This window comes from Coleofasciculus sp. FACHB-542, from assembly GCF_014695825.1.
Lineage (GTDB): Bacteria > Cyanobacteriota > Cyanobacteriia > Cyanobacteriales > FACHB-T130 > FACHB-T130.
This window is the reverse complement of record NZ_JACJPB010000042.1, coordinates 119,370-134,902: the sequence shown is the minus strand read 5'-3', so window position 1 is coordinate 134,902 and position 15,533 is coordinate 119,370. Positions and strand designations below refer to the sequence as shown.

Genomic DNA, 15,533 nt, shown 5'->3' with positions numbered 1-15,533 from the left:
GCGCGGTGATGGACGAAGCCCCAAAAAAGATAGAAGTTAATGAATTAGATGAAACCTGGGACGGTGACGAAGAATCCTCCGACAACGGGTGGAAGCAGAGCGATCGCAAAAAAAGAGGTCTGTCTGGTTGGAAGGGTGTGGCGCTTGGCGTAGGGATAGGCATCGCCCTCACCGCAGGCGGAATGAAACTGCTTTCACAGCCTAAGACTGCGAAGAAGCCAGATGCCACGCAACAGGCAGCACCACCCAGCCAAAGTGTCACCGCAACTGTCGCCCAATCCGCCGAAGTTGCCCGCACTCTGACAACCAGCGGCACAGTAGAAGCCCGCGAACTCATCCCCGTTTTGTCCCAGACAACCGGCTTACAAATCCAGAGAGTTTTGGTGGACGAGGGACAAACGGTGGAAGCCGGACAGGTAATGGCAGTTCTGGATAATTCCGTCCTACAAGCGCAACTCGATCGGGGAAAGGCACAGCTAGAATCGAGCCAAGCTGCTGTCCGGCAAAGACAAGCTGCTTTAGCGCAAAGCCGAGCCACCCTTGCAGAAGCCCAACGGAACCTCCAGCGTTATCAGCAACTGGCTCAGGCAGGCGCGATTAGTCGTCAAGAGCTAGATGCTCGCGCCACCACTGCCGCAACCGCTAGAGAAGAGGTTCGCCTTGCCCAAGCGAATATCAATAGTGCCGAAGCCGAGGTCAGGAGCAGTGCGGCAAATCTGCAACAACTGCAAACTCAGCTAGGGCAAACCCAGGTTCGCGCTCCGGCTAGCGGCATTGTTACCAGACCAAAAGTAGATGATGAAATTCAGCAAATAGCCCGGATTGGGGATGTCACTTCTGGCAGTAAACCGCTCTTTTCGATCATCCGCAACGGACAACTGGAACTAGAGGCACAACTTCCCGCCATCCAACTGCCGCAAGTAAAAATTGGGGCACCCGCCACGATCACCTCAGATAACGATAGCCGCATTCGCTTGCAGGGGCGAGTCAGAGAAATCGCGCCCCTGGTGAACGCGCAAAGGCGTGAAGCAACCGTCACGATTGACCTGCCCCAACCTTCGGGCGGGGAAAGCTTGTCTTTACGACCGGGGATGTTTGCCCGTGCCGCAATTACGACTACTACCACGACCGGGGTAACGGTACCTGCCAAGGCGATACTCCCTCAGCCAGATGGGAGTGCCATTGTATTCCTGCTATCGGGTGAAGACACGGTTCAAGCTCGGAAGGTAGAACTAGGAGAAGTGGCGAGTGGTGACAGCAGGGAGATTAAGAGCGGGTTAAAACCAGGCGATCGCGTCGTCGTTGCCGGTGCCGGGTATCTCAAAGAAGGCGACAAAGTTCGAGTCATCAATAGTCAATAGCCAATGGCTAATCGCGAAGGATAATCAGCGATTAGCCACGAGCAATCAGCAATCTTTTAATCTTTTAATTCGCCTTTTATGAATATTTCCGGCTGGTCAATTCGCAAACCCGTTCCTACCCTGGTCTTATTTTTGTTTTTGACCGTGGTCGGATGGTTTTCCTTTACAGGTTTGGGCATTGATATCAACCCAAATATCGATCTACCAACGGTTTCTATTACCGTCACCCAGGCGGGGGCGGGACCAGCGGAACTGGAATCTCAGGTGACGAAACCGATTGAAGATGCTGTAGCGGGTCTGGGAAATATAGACCAATTAAATTCAACAGTTAACGACGGCGTCTCTACCACCGTCGTTAATTTTGTATTGGGGACAGATAGCGATCGCGCGACGAATGATGTCCGCAATGCGGTCGCCCAAATTCGCCAAAGTTTACCCGCAGACATCAACGAACCGATCGTGCAACGGCTAGAGTTCTCCGGTGGGCCGATTATGAACTACGCCGTCATTTCTAAGCAAAAATCGGTAGAAGAATTAAGTAATCTGGTTGACGAAACGATTAGCCGCGCCCTGCTGTCGGTAGAGGGAGTCGCTCAAATCAAGCGGGTTGGCGGTGTTGACCGCGAAATTCGCGTCAATCTCGATCCCGATCGTCTGAAAGCTCTAGGCATTACAGCGACTCAAGTCAACGACCAAATTCGCGCCCTCAACGTCAATTTACCCGGCGGACGAGCGGAGTTAGGCGGGAGCGAACAAAGCATTCGCACCTTAGGCAGTGCGCCGAATGTCCAGGCGTTGCAAAACTATGAGATTATCCTTCCGGGCGGGGGTTCGGTGCCCTTATCCGCTTTGGGAGAAATCCGCGATGGCTCTTCCGACCCCCGGCAGGCGGCACTGCTGAATAATCAACCCGTGGTGTCTTTTTCCGTCTTGCGTAGCACTGGCAGCACTCTGGTGACGGTGGAAGAAGGGGTACGCCAGAAAGTAGAAGAACTGCAAAAAACCCTGGGGACGGATGTCCAGCTAAAACTCATCTTTACTCGCGCTGACTTTATCCGCGAATCCTACGATGGCACCATTGATGACTTGATCCAAGCGTCTCTGCTGGCAGTGCTGACGATTCTAATCTTTTTGCGGAACTGGCGTGCCACGTTGATTACTGCCGTGGCACTGCCGTTATCCATGCTGCCTACCTTTGCCGTGCAGTATTTGCTGGGTTACACCCTCAACAACATGACTTTGCTGGCATTGGCGCTGGCGGTGGGGAACTTGGTAGATGATGCCGTTGTTGAAATTGAGAATATGGATCGCCACATGGATATGGGCAAAACGCCCTTCCAAGCGGCTTTAGATTCTTCAGCGGAGGTGGGTTTGGCAGTGCTGGCGAGCGCGGCGACGATTATCGCGGTGTTTTTGCCAGTTGCGTTTATGGGTGGAATTCCGGGGCAGTTTTTCCAGCCGTTTGGGGTGACGGTTGCTGTCTCGACAATCTTCTCTACTCTGGTGGCGCGGACGATTACCCCGATGATGGGCGCTTATTTGCTCAAACCGAAGAAGACTTCACCCGCCAATCACGCACCCGGAAATGGGAACGGGAACGGCGCTAACAGCCGGAAAAAAAATCGATTTCAACCGTATCGCTTTGTGCTGAAGTGGGCTTTGCGGCATCGCCTGACAACGATGGCGATCGCTCTGGCATTTTTCCTGGGCAGTTTGGCGCTAGTCCCGTTTATTCCTAAAGGTTTATTTGATAACGGGGACATTGGTTTCTCGGAAGTTGCCGTGCAACTCCCTCCCGGTTCGACGCTGGAAGATACTAAAAAAGTTGTACAGCAGACAACTCGGTTAATTCAGCAAAGCCCAGCCGTTGACAGTGTCTTGGCAACGACAGAAGTTAATACTGCCAATCTTTTTGTCAACCTGAAACCGAAGGAACAACGAGAGGATCTTCCTCAGAAGGAGTTTGAGAAACAAATGCGCCAAGCGTTCTCCCAAGTACCGGGAGCGCGGATTAGTTTCCAAAGTCAGGGAGCCGGTGGAGCGGGCAAGGATTTATCAATTGTCCTCAAAAGTGAAAATCCGGAAGCTTTGAACTTGGCAGCGGATGCTCTGGAAAAGCAGATGAGAAGCGTGCCCGGTTTAGTGGAAGCAACCTCTACTGCCAGTTTGGTGAAACCAGAAATTCTGATTATTCCGGATGCAGCACGAGCGGCGGATTTGGGAGTGACGGTGCAAGCGATCGCGCGTACTGCATCCCTTGCCACCATTGGCGACAATGAAGCGAATCTGGCTAAGTTTAACCTCCCCGATCGGCAAATTCCGATTCGAGTGCAGATAAATCCCGATGCACGGCAGGATATCGACACCCTCAAAAATCTTCAGGTGCCCACTCAAAACGGCAATCTGGTTCCCTTACTGTCGGTGGCAGATATCCGCTTTGGCAGCGGTCCGGCGCAAATCGATCGGTTTAATCGCGCTCGTCAGGTGTCGGTACAAGCGAACTTGCAGGGCGTTGCGCTGGGAGATGCGGTGCAAGCGGTGCAGCAGCTACCTGCCCTCAAAAATCTTCCCGCCGGGGTCACGCAGGAATCCGCTGGAGATGCCGAGATTATGCAGGAGATTTTCGGTCGTTTTGGTTCGGCAATTGGACTGGCAATTATGTGTATCTATGCCATCCTGGTGCTGCTATACAACAATTTCCTCCATCCCCTGACAATCATGGTGGCGTTGCCTCTTTCTTTAGGCGGCGCACTGTTGGGCTTAATGATTGCCCAAGAAGCGTTGGGGTTATATGCGCTAATTGGGATTGTCTTGCTGATGGGGATTGTGACGAAAAACTCCATCTTGCTGGTGGACTATACCTTGATTAACCAGGAGGAAGGGAAGTCGCAATATCAGGCGCTAATCGCCGCTGGGATGGATCGTCTGCGACCGATTTTGATGACTTCTCTAGCTACGATTGCGGGTACGATTCCCCTTGCATTGGGTATTGGTGCGGGGGCTGAAGTCCGCGCTCCGATGGGAATTGCCCTGATGGGCGGCTTCACGACTTCCACTCTGCTAACGCTGGTGGTGGTGCCAGTACTATTTACCTATGTGGACAACTTGCAGCGCTGGCTTGTGCAACTGCCGAAGCGCGGATTTGGCAGAAAACGGGGGCACAAAAATGGGGAGGTACGTAAAACAAAATCAGAGGGAAAGCGATCGCTTCCCACTACTCCCAACCCAGAACAAGATAAATTCCCAGTTGGTAAAAAGTAGTAAGAGTGCATTTCACAAATAAAACCCCGTAGGTTTATACTTACGGGGTTTTATTTTATAGAAGCGATCGCGCTGTTGTGTAGTAGATGATAAGGGCAAGGGGTGAGTGCCCTGTGATGCTTGAGGCTAGATTGAGCGAGCGCTATTTAAATGGGGTGATTATCTAGAAGATAAGGCTTACGATGAGGATTCTTCCTATCGAGGCCAAACCTTAACTGCAATATTAGCTAAGTATTCAGCGCGGCATCGAATTGCCTCGGCGTTCCATGTTTCTACATTTTTAAAGTATTGATTGTCTAAAGTTAGAGCGCTTTTCTGGAGGTATTCTAATTTTTTACTAAAGGGTGAGTTAGACATTTCTGAGTTATAAGAAGGAGGAGTCAAAGTCAGATTTCCTAATGTGTGAAGCCAGTTTTTAGATATTTCCTCCGCATTGACTCCTAGCAATGCTTTCCATGCAGGGGTCAATTTCTGAGGCATTATGTGTTCAAGAGTAAGATCCTCTGTTTTCACTTGAAACTTAGTCAACGGTTCTTGCAAGCTTGCTAACAAAAACTTCACCCTGCTGTCCTTTACATTCACAGAGTTTTCAATAATGCTCTTGCGAAACGAATTATCATCAGGCCAAACTTGACCCTTGTTATTAGTATCGAAACTAGCTAATTCCTCGCGTAATGCAATTACAAAATTACTAGATTTTTTCTCTTCTAATCGCTTGTTGACATCTTTATATAAATTTGTAAAAATTTTGTTCATCAATTGAACAGACAAATCCCCAAACAGCCGACGTACAAAGTAGGACTCTACATAACCCAGAGCTTGTTCAAACTGCTGCAAAGAGAGTGTTTTATTTTCATAGTCTCTATAAAGGTTGAGCAGGAGAGGATGACAATTTCTAAAATTTAATTCTTTTAATCTTTCAAATGCCCGCCGTAACCCAGAATTTTTTTCATTATTTTCAGGAAAAGAAATTCGTATATAATACGTAGCAAGTTGAGCAAATTCTTTGATAACCGACAAAACCTCATGTTCGGATTTTTGATCTAGCCGTGACTTTAGTTCCTGGTAAATCTTATTTTCGCTTGTGGCTACTCCTTCTCTACGTAAGTAACACCAAAAGGCTCTAGTGAGTTCTTTTAAGTATTTTTCCTCTCCTGCATTCTTTTTAAACTCATCTTGTAGGGGCAGCCATATTTTTTTGTAAACTATTTCCTTTTGGTTTTTATCAGTAAGCCGCATAAAAAAGTAGTTACGTATTAAATCCGCCTGAGTTAAGGGTTCTCCTCTGTGATTTAAGCTTTCAAATATAATGTATGGATTGTCTCGGTCATCCAACGTAATGCTGACCAGCGTTATATTCTCCAAAACCACATTTTTTAATTTTGTAATGTCAATAGAGACAGTATCTTCTTCTGAATTGCTATTCTTCATTCGCTCCCAGAAGAACTTATAGGCTTCAGATATTATACTTTTATCTCCATTCATTTGCCCCTCAATAACTTGCTTATAAACCTCTTGATCTGCTTGCGTAGGTAAAATTTTATAGCGGGCTTCACCTTTCTTAAATCTATTAATTAAATACAGTTCATGTAGTTCCGCTGCGGAGTCAGAGTCATGTTTTTTCAAGTGATCCCGCAACGCAGCCAATAGTATAGATAGGGTAGTGAGGCGTTGCTGCCCGTCAATAAGATCAAATGGAGAAACCCCATCAGGAGTCCCAGGTACTGACTGAGTGACAATAGGCCCCAAGAAGTGGTAATCTTCCGCCTCGTTATATACTTCCAGCAGGTCTTCCCAAAGAGCATCCCATTGCTTTTTAGACCATGAATAAGGCCTTTGAAACAGCGGAATTTGGAACTGCTTACTCCCTTCAAGCAAGATACGGACACTGGTTTCCGATGCCTTCACTTCTAAAAACCTCGCTAAATCTCCTCTATCAACGTTAGCGTATTCACAAAGAAACTTATAGGAATTTATTCCCAGTTTCCTATAAAACTCTGCCTGTTCATATTTGCTGGAGCGCGTCTATCAAGTAGTACTTATAGTACTTACTAAAATTAACCAAACCAAAAATTGGTATTGAGAGATCGTTTACTACCTGGTGTTGAGCGATGAAATCCACACCTCAAAAATGCGATCGCATCTCCACACCAAAATTGCGATCGCGCCTCACTGCGATCGCAATGAGCCAAACTCATCTGGCAGTTCTTCTAGCGTCCATTTCAGCAGACGGCAAAGCGCTTTCATTTCACGGGGGGTGAGCTTTGGTTCATACATACCTGTCTCCCAATTGCTAATTGTTTGGTCAGTCTTACCCAGAGCCAGTGCAATGTCTCTTTGAGTTAAGCCTAATTCCTCTCTCCGCTGCCTTAAAGGAGACTCTCGCTCTTGCTGTCGTTCTTCTGTCATACTTTCCAAACAAGCTTATCCAAGCAGACTTGACAAAATAATTACAAGCGTGTTTGGATAAGTAAGGGACTATAAATGAGCAGGTAACTTAAAAAGCTACCATCTAGCTAAATTGCCGTCCGACTTTCTTTGATGCCTGCCCTGACTTTAGTTTCTTACATAACTGTCACGCGATCGCATGATCGCTATCTTTGGCTGGGTTTGTTAGCGACAGCCTTGTAAATATTTATTCAAAACCCATAACTAAGTAACTCGCAGCTATGACTGGGAGAGTCTTATGACGTATTACTCCAAGCTATATCCGTGGTGCATCGTGCGATCGCTTCCGAATATGCGATCTCTAATTATCGCCCGTTTTCGTCGTCGCAGCGATGCCGAAGCGCATTTGCAAATCCTCAAAGCGAATACCCCAAACGTTCCCTACTCCATCATTTTCGACACAACCCCAGAAACCAGCGGCTCAATAGTTAAACCTGGAGTGAATTGATTATGACAACGTTGTTTCGCCGGATTCAACCGCCAAAGACATTTCGACTCACTGTTGCACTCTTGGCGAAATACCTGAAAATACCAGAATCCTTCATTGTGCGATTCGAGTGTTGGCAAAATGTACTTTTTGTACATCGCACAGATCGTGGCGGACAATTTGTGAGTTATCGTCAATTGCGACTCTGGTGGGATGCTATCGCGCTTTTATTTCAAACGTGCCACACCCCTAGCGCACTGCAACAACTCGGACTTCAGATTAAAGAAGACAGCCAGAAATTCTCCGACTACTACCAAGAGATGATGGAAGACCTCCGCCAACTTTGGGTAAAACGCCGAGACTATCTGGGCAGCTTACCAGGAAAGGAAAGCGCCGCATAAAGTCAGGAAAATAGTACCTTTGGGGAAGCGCGAGAGCGAAGCTTATGCAGCCTTACCGCAAGAGCGCGATCGCTATCCCACACCCAACGGCGTAAACTGTTCCGTGCGGCTTCCAGCCAGAGACTTGCGGCGGGAGAAGGCGCTGCGGGGTAGCACGCGCAACACTTCCTCAACCGTTGTGATCCCATTTGTTACCTTTTCTGCGGCTGCCATCCCGAAAGAGAAAAAGTTGATTTCCCGTAGGTAGCGATTCAGCTGCGTCATCGTGCCGTCATAGATAATTTCGCGAACTGTATCATCGATATCCAGCAACTCAACAATTGCCTCTCGCCCCAGATAACCAGAATTGAAACACTTGGCGCAGCCCTTACCCTTTCGCCAAGTGGTTGAATTTGCTTGACTTGGTTCCAAACTCAGTACCTGCAAATCCTTCTCCGTTGGCTTATAGGGTGCCGCACAGTGAGGACAGACTCGGCGCACCAAGCGCTGAGCCACAATTCCCAACAGAGCATCACTAATTAAGCCGGGATCTGGGCCAATATCTTTGATTCTGGGAATCGCACCGGGAGCATCATTGGTGTGCAGCGTAGTAAAAACTAAGTGACCTGTCAGCGCCGCCCGAACTGCGGTTTCTGCGGTTTCGTGGTCGCGGATTTCTCCCACCATGATGATATCCGGGTCTTGGCGCAAAATTGATCTCAAGCCTGCCGCAAAGGTCATCCCCGCTGCTTCATTGACCTGGGTTTGGGTGATGCGGGGCAAAATGTACTCCACCGGATCTTCTACCGTCACCACATTGACGTGTTCCCTGGCGACGGATTGCAGACTGGTGTACAGCGTACTGGTTTTACCGCTTCCTGTCGGGCCGGTGAGGATAATCATCCCTTGGGGCTGTTCCAACCAGGTTTTGTAAGTTTCGAGAGTTGTGGGAGTAAATCCCAAGTTTTGGATTTTAGAAAAAGGGTTTTTGCGCGGTAGTAAGCGAATCACCGCTTTTTCCCCACCCACGCAGGGAAGGGTACTGACGCGCATATCCATTCCCAGTTCTAATTCTTCGCCGGAAGCATATTTTTCCCCAATCCGTCCATCTTGGGGGCGGCGGCTTTCGGCGATGTCGATTTCAGACATGACTTTCAGGGCGACGATGACCTTGCGGCTGACATCGACTGGCAGAGTGGTAATGTCCCGTAACACGCCATCAATGCGATAGCGGACTCTTAAGCCTTCTGGCGCGGGTTCCATGTGGATATCGCTGGCGCGGTTCCGCAATGCCCCGGAAATCAGGGTTTTGAGCCGTCCAATCTGGTCAACTGCTTTGGAGAGGTATAGCTCAGTCGTTTCACTAATATTTTCTTGCTCTTGCTCGCCCGTGAGGGGATTCACTAAGGGAGTCGAGGAAATACGTTTGGGGTCTAGGTTTTGGGTGTGATACCAGGTGCGATAGCTCTTGTCGGCAATCGGGATAATTTTGATGTCGGTAAAGGTGCGATCGCTCAATTCTCTAATCGCCTCTAGAGAAAGAGCCATCGGACTTCCCAGGTAGTAACAGTTTCGCCACAGCAGCAGGGGAACTACCGGAGGTAAAAACTTTCGATCCGGAAATTCTCGAAAAAATCGGTAACTGACCTCTCGATCCAACAGAGCTAAGTGGAGCGTTCCTTGCTCGTCTACCAGGAGTTTTAGCGCTTCTTCACAGTTAATTTCACGATTTTTCAGCCGTTGCCAAGCGGATGAAGCAGGAGGGGAGGTTTGCATTCTTGTTTCCAGCGAAAAATCAACAGCTGGGGGTTGAGACTACACCAGCCTAACTTAGGCGATCGCTCTGTGACATCAGAAGTGTACGTAAAACGGAGTCTAAGGCGAAGCGATCGCTCTGTAATGGAGGGAATGCGATCGCGAAAGCTCCAAACTTTGCCCTACGCAATTTTTTGCTTGCCTAGAGTGGGAAAAGAAATCGCTAAGTAATAATAAAGGCAAGTGTTGTAAAAGCGAGTAGATAGCAATGGTAACTTCTACTATCTCAAAGGAATACTCACTAGAAGATTGGATGCAAAATCCCCCTGATAACACAGAATGGGTGGATGGGAAATTAGTAGAGAAAAACGGAATTACATTAACTCATGGTCGAATTCAAGCTGGACTCTCTGCTTACTGGGAAAATTACAGGCGTTCTAGCACTCAAGGGGGAAGCGTCTATATTTCACCTCCCTGTCGCACTAATAAGCAAGGACGTTCTCCTGAGGTTGCTTATTTAACACCAGAACTAATTAACCAGTTTGGAGAACCTGCTGTATTTCCCAAGAGTTTCCCGCTAATTGCTGAAATTGTTTCGCCTACGAATATTGCTGAAGATGTAATTGCTAAATCACAGGAATATTTACAGTCTGGTGGGGAGGAAGTTTGGCTAGTTTTTCCTGATAATCTTTGGATTATTGTAGTTACTCAAAATCAGCGACTTGTATTTATTTCTGGAGAGGTTGCTAGCACTCAAGTTGTGCTACAAGGGTTCAGCGTGGCAGTTGATGAATTATTGGGGTGAGGTGTGGATTATTTAATTTTTAAAAGTCAAAAAGTAAAAAGGGTGGGCACTGCCCACCCTTTTTAGAAGGTTGAATTAGAGGGTTAAAGATTGGGCATTGGTTTCAATCAATTTTGCCAAATCTTGCAGGAAAGCAGCGGCATCAGCACCGTAGATAATCCGGTGGTCGGCGGTAAGATTTACCTGCATCTGTCGGCGCACGCCCATCATCCCGTCTTCCGTGGCGACGACTTGAGGACGGGACGCTCCAATTGCTAAGATAGCCCCGGTTCCCGGCGGCAAGATGGCATCAAACTTGTCTACCCCATACATTCCCAAATTCGAGAGGGTAAATGTGCCAGAACTGTATTCTGCGGGTTGCAGTTGCTTGCTTCTGGAGCGTTCGACTAAATCTTTCCAAGTGCGAGATAAAGAGTAAATATCCTGTTGGTCGGCATTTTGCAGAACCGGGGTAATTAAGCCGCCGCCATCCATTGCCACAGCTACGGCAACGTTAATCGCACTGTGATACTGAATTCCTTGGTCTGAGAAGCTGGCATTCACCAAAGGATGTTTTTGTAAGGTTACGGCGACTGCTTTGGCAAGTAGCCCGGTCATGGTGACACCCTTGGATTTAATCTGCTTGTAGAGCTTATCTAGATTATCCGTGGTGATGGTGTAACCGACGCGGAAGGTAGGCACTTGCAGACTGGCTACCATATTCCGCACCACGGCGTTTTGCAGCGTGTTGAGGGGGACGACGCTACCGGGAACGGCAACGGCGGGTACAGGAGCTGCGGCGGCGGGTTTAACGGCGGGTGCAGGTGACGCGGGTGCGACGGGTGCTACTGGAGGCGGAGCCACGGGCGTCATTGTCGGTGTAGCAGTTGTACCGACGGGTTGTTTACCCTTATTCGCCAATGCTTCCACATCTTCTGCGACAATCCGACCGTGGGGGCCACTGCCTTGCAAGGTACTCAAATCGACGCCCAGCTCTTTGGCTAACTTCCGGGCACGGGGGGAGACAATGCTGCGTCCATTGCGACGGGCAGCGGCTGGTGTCGTTTCTACAGGGACTGGGGCTGCGGTGGCTGGGGCTGCGGTAGGTTGGGCAGGAGCGGGAGCGGATTCGTTTACCGATGGCGTTGCGGGGGCAGAACCAGGAGCCTGTTGCTTGGCTGTTTCGATTTCGGCTTCGGTTTCGGCGACGAGCGCGATCGCAGCCCCGACCGGAGCTGCTTCACCGGCAGGTACGATAATGGTGGCGAGATATCCTTCGTAGAAGGACTCCACGTCCATATCAGCTTTGTCCGACTCGACAACCACCACGGTTTCGCCTTTTTCCACTTTGTCGCCGGGAGATTTGACCCAGGAGACAATTTTGCCTTCGGTCATGGTGGAACTAAGGGCGGGCATGAAAACTTCGTGAATCATGGGGTGTCTTCCGAATCGACAGTCTATATAAACAAGATTAAAGCCAGATTGAATTGTATCTTGACCGATGGTCATTACAACTATCCGACTCTACAACAGTCTATTGAGTTTGTATCCTTCAACGCCGAATTCTCCGGACGTTGGTGCTGCTGAATAGAATTGGATAGAGAAAACTAATTCAAACTCTCTATTATAACGATGTCTGGCAAGTTTAAATCCCTCGTGGTGTTAGTCGGTATGGCACTGGGCTTGAGTGCTTGCAGCATCAGCAACAGCACTCAATCAACTCCCACGCCTGCCAGCAGTCCAAGTGTTGAGCCATCCTCCCAACAGGTAAGCCAAAATGCACCTGTAGCAGAAGCTGAGCGAACTAAGTATAAACCGATACCGCTACAAGAGATTAAGTCCGCTAACTCTTTGAAGGGAACTGACCCCAAAGCGATCGCAATTGCTCACTTCGGTCAAACTGAATCCGAGGGGGGGACGCGGGAAGTTACGCTTGAGTATCCGCAACAAAATCTAGCGGTTGTAACGATTACCCAAACCGGCGTTGCAGATGATTCTGTCGGTGCTATCAGGCATCGCGTTGAATTGGTGCCGACCTCCCCATCAGCTCAAACACCCAAGGAATGGAAATTGGCATGGGCTGGTTCCCAAGTCAAGTGTCATGTGGGGCGAGGTCATCAAGATTGGTCAACTCAAAATTGTCAGTAGATGCCCCAATATTGGCAAATGGCGAATGGCAATCTCCGAATTACCCATTCGCCATTCGCCATTAACCATTCGCATTAAATTTCCCCGCGAATTTCTTCTACAATTCCATCGCGCAGGAGAATTTCTACCTGCATTTTTTGAATCAGATTATCTCCCGGCTCTACTTTAAAGAAGCCTTCAATCTGACCGTGATTCACTTCGTCGTTGAGTTCTATCAGCTGCACTTGTTGCAACTGTTGCAGAAGTTGATTTTTCTGCTCAAGCAGTTCGCTTTTCTTTTGATTAACCTGGATTTGGATATTGTCAATTTGTTGCATCACTTGAGGGCCAGGGGGTTGCAGATTCTGCTTTTGAATTTCTGAGATTGCCCGCTGTCCTTGCATTTCAAGCTGTTGCAACTGAGAGTCAAGCTGGTTAATTTGCGCCTGGAGTTGCTGCTGTGCTTCCTCTTTCCAACGAGGAGTAACAACGGCTTTAATCGTAACGGGTCGCTTCAGCAGCAGGTGTGATTGAGAAACATCCATATCCGTTTTGCTTGGAAAAATTAAAGAGTAAAGGTTTGTAGGAAAGGCGCTCAGGGTGAGGGCTAAAGGATGAAGGCGGTGTGTGTAGTTCGCACTACACTTCATCCTTCAGGCTTTTTTCCAACTTTCCGACCAAATCAGGCAAACATCCCGTCGATCATATCGCGGTAGCGTTCCATTACGACAGGTCTGCGGATTTTCAACGTCTGGGTCATCATGCCATTTTCAATGGAGAACGGCTCCAGAATCAGCTTAAAGAGACTTATCCGGTCATCTGGGCGATAACCAGGACGATTTTGCACCTCCCGGTTTAATTCTTTCTTGAATAATTCTTGAACAATCTTACTATTCAGGTCAATTTCTTGAGTGGATGCAGTCGGGATATTGCTAGCTGAGGAAGTTTGTTCTGGGAGACGCAAGTGCAGATTGTTGTCTGCTGCCCACTTTTGCAAAGCTTCCAGATTGGGGACAATTAAAGCACCTAGCGATCGCTCATCTTGACCCACCAACACAATTTGGTCAATATAAGAACTCCGCAGACAGGCATCTTCAATCGGCTGGGGTTCGATGTTTTCGCCGTTGGTTAAAACTATCGTATCCTTCGCCCGACCTGTCAGCACTAAGTCATTCGCCTCTGTTAGCCAACCCAAATCGCCGCTATCAAACCAACCTTCAGAGTCAATTGCCTTGGCAGTTGCTTGGGGATTTTGATAATATCCCTGCATCACTTGCGGCCCTCGTGCTAAAACCAGACCGCGACTCCCAGCCGGAAGGGGTTTGCGGGTTTCGGGGTCAACTATTTTAATTTCCGTCCCTGGCAGAAATCGCCCAGATGAACCCCGCAAATTGCACCAAGACTGACGAGCCGTTAAGACGGGGGATGTTTCTGTAAGACCATAGCCCACCAGCACCTCAAGTCCAATAATTTCAAAGAAGTTTTCTAGGTGCATTGCCAGAGAGCCGCCGCCACTGATGACGTACTTTAATTTGCCGCCAGTGGCTTCTCGGATTTTTCCATACACTAATTTTTCGGCAAGCGCATGGATAGGAGCCAAGGTAAGCATTTGGCTTCCAGCTAATAGCCGTTCTTGCATGGAGGGAGGTTGGGGTTGTAAGCGCAAGTTGTGCCAAGTACGGCGAGCTTCAATGTAGCGCTGACTAATGCTTAGCAGATTTTTAACCAGTTTCTGCTTGTTTGCAGGCTGTTCGCGGAACTGCTTCTGGACGCCTTCGTAGATAGATTCCCACAGTCGGGGAACAGCGATTAAATAGTGGGGTTGGAATTCTTTAAAGTCTTTTTTGATGTGGCGAATGCTCGTGTAAATCTGGGTGCAACCGTGGGAGAGGAAAAAGTATTCGCCAGTGCGCCCGAAGCTGTGCCAAGTGGGGAGAATCGTCAGGACAGGTTCGCCTGGTTGCGGCTGAACGATGGTTCCCAAGTTGGTAATCTGGTGGAGCAGGTTGCCATGCGTCAGCATCACGCCTTTGGGCTTGCCGGTCGTACCAGAAGTATAAATCAGCGTCGCCAGCATTTCTCGGTTTTGCTTCACCGGCTGCAAGGATTGATTTTCCCCTGCTGCCATGACTCCAGAGAAATTCAGCACTTTTAAGGTGGATTCTTCGGGTGGTTCTTCATCGGAGAGCAAAACGACTAGCTGAATCGGGAGGTCGTTGAGGCGTTCCCTGAGTTTTTTCAGCGTCTTCAGGTCTTCCACCACTAAGGTAGTGCTGCCGCTATCTGCCAGTATAAATAGTAACTCTTCCCGCTCTGCCTGAGAGCTACGCACGATATCAACTGCCCCAGCGGTCATCGCCCCTTGGTCGGCAATAAACCAGCGCGGACTATTATCGGCAATCAGGGCGAGGCGAGATTCTGGCTGGACTCCTAATGCCTGCAACCCAGCGGCAAATTGTTGAATTTGCTGAGCTAGTTCGGTGTAATTTATGACTACTTCTGGTTGAGCGTGGGGGTCGTGGAGGGCAATGGTATTACCAAAGTGCGATCGCGCCAGCGGCCAGATCGCGGGTAGAGATTCCACCGAACTGTAATCTACCATGCGGCTAAGGTTAGCACGGTCTCGCTCGCTGAGTTGGAAGGAAGTAGGGGCTTTCGACATATCTTTATTAATCGATGCAATCGTTAATCAGCTCTTTTTCCAAAATACTCCTCTGTTGCTTCAATAACAGGTTTTAGGGACAGAATTGATTGTGTCTATGCCATCTATGCAGAGCGATCGCATTTAATTATTTGTAATAATTGATACTTGACTATTGCTAGTTGACAGTATATTCTTAAAGAATGGGAATCTGTGCGCCCAAAAAAAACTGAAAGAGGCACACCCATAAATTTTTTAAAAGGCAATACCTCAATATAATGAGGCGGTTGTACTTACTCTCTATTAGATACGAGAAGCGATCGCATCTAATATACGGCTTAGCGAAAGA

At 48.5% G+C, this 15,533-nt stretch carries 12 protein-coding genes; 6 read left to right on the top strand and 6 right to left on the bottom strand.

What is annotated here, in order from left to right; genetic code table 11:
- Nucleotides 1-8 precede the first annotated feature (8 nt).
- Together H6F52_RS16320 and H6F52_RS16315 are read left to right on the top strand one after the other, a co-directional pair.
- Nucleotides 9-1,361 (top strand): efflux RND transporter periplasmic adaptor subunit, encoded by a 1,353-nt coding sequence (locus tag H6F52_RS16320; RefSeq protein ID WP_190536082.1) that lies wholly within the window; start codon nucleotides 9-11, stop codon nucleotides 1,359-1,361.
- 78 nt (nucleotides 1,362-1,439) lie between these two features.
- Nucleotides 1,440-4,622 (top strand): efflux RND transporter permease subunit, encoded by a 3,183-nt coding sequence (locus tag H6F52_RS16315; RefSeq protein WP_190536081.1) that lies wholly within the window; start codon nucleotides 1,440-1,442, stop codon nucleotides 4,620-4,622.
- A gap of 195 nt (nucleotides 4,623-4,817) precedes the next feature.
- Here H6F52_RS16315 and H6F52_RS16310 read toward each other — a convergent pair whose 3' ends face one another.
- Nucleotides 4,818-6,530, bottom strand: a complete 1,713-nt coding sequence (locus H6F52_RS16310) for a DUF262 domain-containing protein (protein WP_190536080.1) — start codon at nucleotides 6,528-6,530, stop codon at nucleotides 4,818-4,820.
- Between the two features lie 261 nt (nucleotides 6,531-6,791).
- On the bottom strand, nucleotides 6,792-7,031 hold the full coding sequence (locus tag H6F52_RS16305; RefSeq protein WP_190414591.1) for a helix-turn-helix transcriptional regulator: 240 nt from the start codon (nucleotides 7,029-7,031) through the stop codon (nucleotides 6,792-6,794).
- A 277-nt stretch (nucleotides 7,032-7,308) separates the two neighbouring features.
- Between H6F52_RS16305 and H6F52_RS16300 the strand changes: the two genes are divergently transcribed.
- Both H6F52_RS16300 and H6F52_RS16295 read left to right on the top strand, forming a co-directional pair.
- Nucleotides 7,309-7,518, top strand: coding sequence for a hypothetical protein (locus tag H6F52_RS16300; protein WP_190536079.1), 210 nt, complete (start codon nucleotides 7,309-7,311; stop codon nucleotides 7,516-7,518).
- Nucleotides 7,519-7,520: 2 nt separating this feature from the next.
- On the top strand, nucleotides 7,521-7,898 hold the full coding sequence (locus H6F52_RS16295) for a hypothetical protein (protein ID WP_199300591.1): 378 nt from the start codon (nucleotides 7,521-7,523) through the stop codon (nucleotides 7,896-7,898).
- Between the two features lie 72 nt (nucleotides 7,899-7,970).
- Here H6F52_RS16295 and H6F52_RS16290 read toward each other — a convergent pair whose 3' ends face one another.
- Nucleotides 7,971-9,653 (bottom strand): GspE/PulE family protein, encoded by a 1,683-nt coding sequence (locus H6F52_RS16290; RefSeq protein ID WP_190536078.1) that lies wholly within the window; start codon nucleotides 9,651-9,653, stop codon nucleotides 7,971-7,973.
- Nucleotides 9,654-9,945: 292 nt separating this feature from the next.
- Here H6F52_RS16290 and H6F52_RS16285 point away from each other — a divergent pair, with 292 nt between their 5' ends.
- Complete coding sequence (locus H6F52_RS16285; protein WP_347276221.1) at nucleotides 9,946-10,437, top strand: Uma2 family endonuclease; 492 nt, start codon at nucleotides 9,946-9,948, stop codon at nucleotides 10,435-10,437.
- A 75-nt stretch (nucleotides 10,438-10,512) separates the two neighbouring features.
- Here H6F52_RS16285 and H6F52_RS16280 read toward each other — a convergent pair whose 3' ends face one another.
- Nucleotides 10,513-11,850: a dihydrolipoamide acetyltransferase family protein gene (locus tag H6F52_RS16280; RefSeq protein ID WP_190536076.1), complete on the bottom strand. Its 1,338-nt coding sequence runs from the start codon at nucleotides 11,848-11,850 to the stop codon at nucleotides 10,513-10,515.
- Nucleotides 11,851-12,048: 198 nt separating this feature from the next.
- Between H6F52_RS16280 and H6F52_RS16275 the strand changes: the two genes are divergently transcribed.
- Complete coding sequence (locus H6F52_RS16275) at nucleotides 12,049-12,564, top strand: hypothetical protein (RefSeq protein ID WP_190527695.1); 516 nt, start codon at nucleotides 12,049-12,051, stop codon at nucleotides 12,562-12,564.
- A 74-nt stretch (nucleotides 12,565-12,638) separates the two neighbouring features.
- Here H6F52_RS16275 and H6F52_RS16270 read toward each other — a convergent pair whose 3' ends face one another.
- Both H6F52_RS16270 and H6F52_RS16265 read right to left on the bottom strand, forming a co-directional pair.
- Nucleotides 12,639-13,088: a YlqD family protein gene (locus tag H6F52_RS16270; RefSeq protein ID WP_190414598.1), complete on the bottom strand. Its 450-nt coding sequence runs from the start codon at nucleotides 13,086-13,088 to the stop codon at nucleotides 12,639-12,641.
- 137 nt (nucleotides 13,089-13,225) lie between these two features.
- The gene (locus H6F52_RS16265; RefSeq protein WP_199300590.1) at nucleotides 13,226-15,205 is read right to left on the bottom strand and encodes a long-chain fatty acid--CoA ligase; all 1,980 of its coding nucleotides are present in this window, start codon (nucleotides 15,203-15,205) and stop codon (nucleotides 13,226-13,228) included.
- Nucleotides 15,206-15,533: the final 328 nt, after the last annotated feature.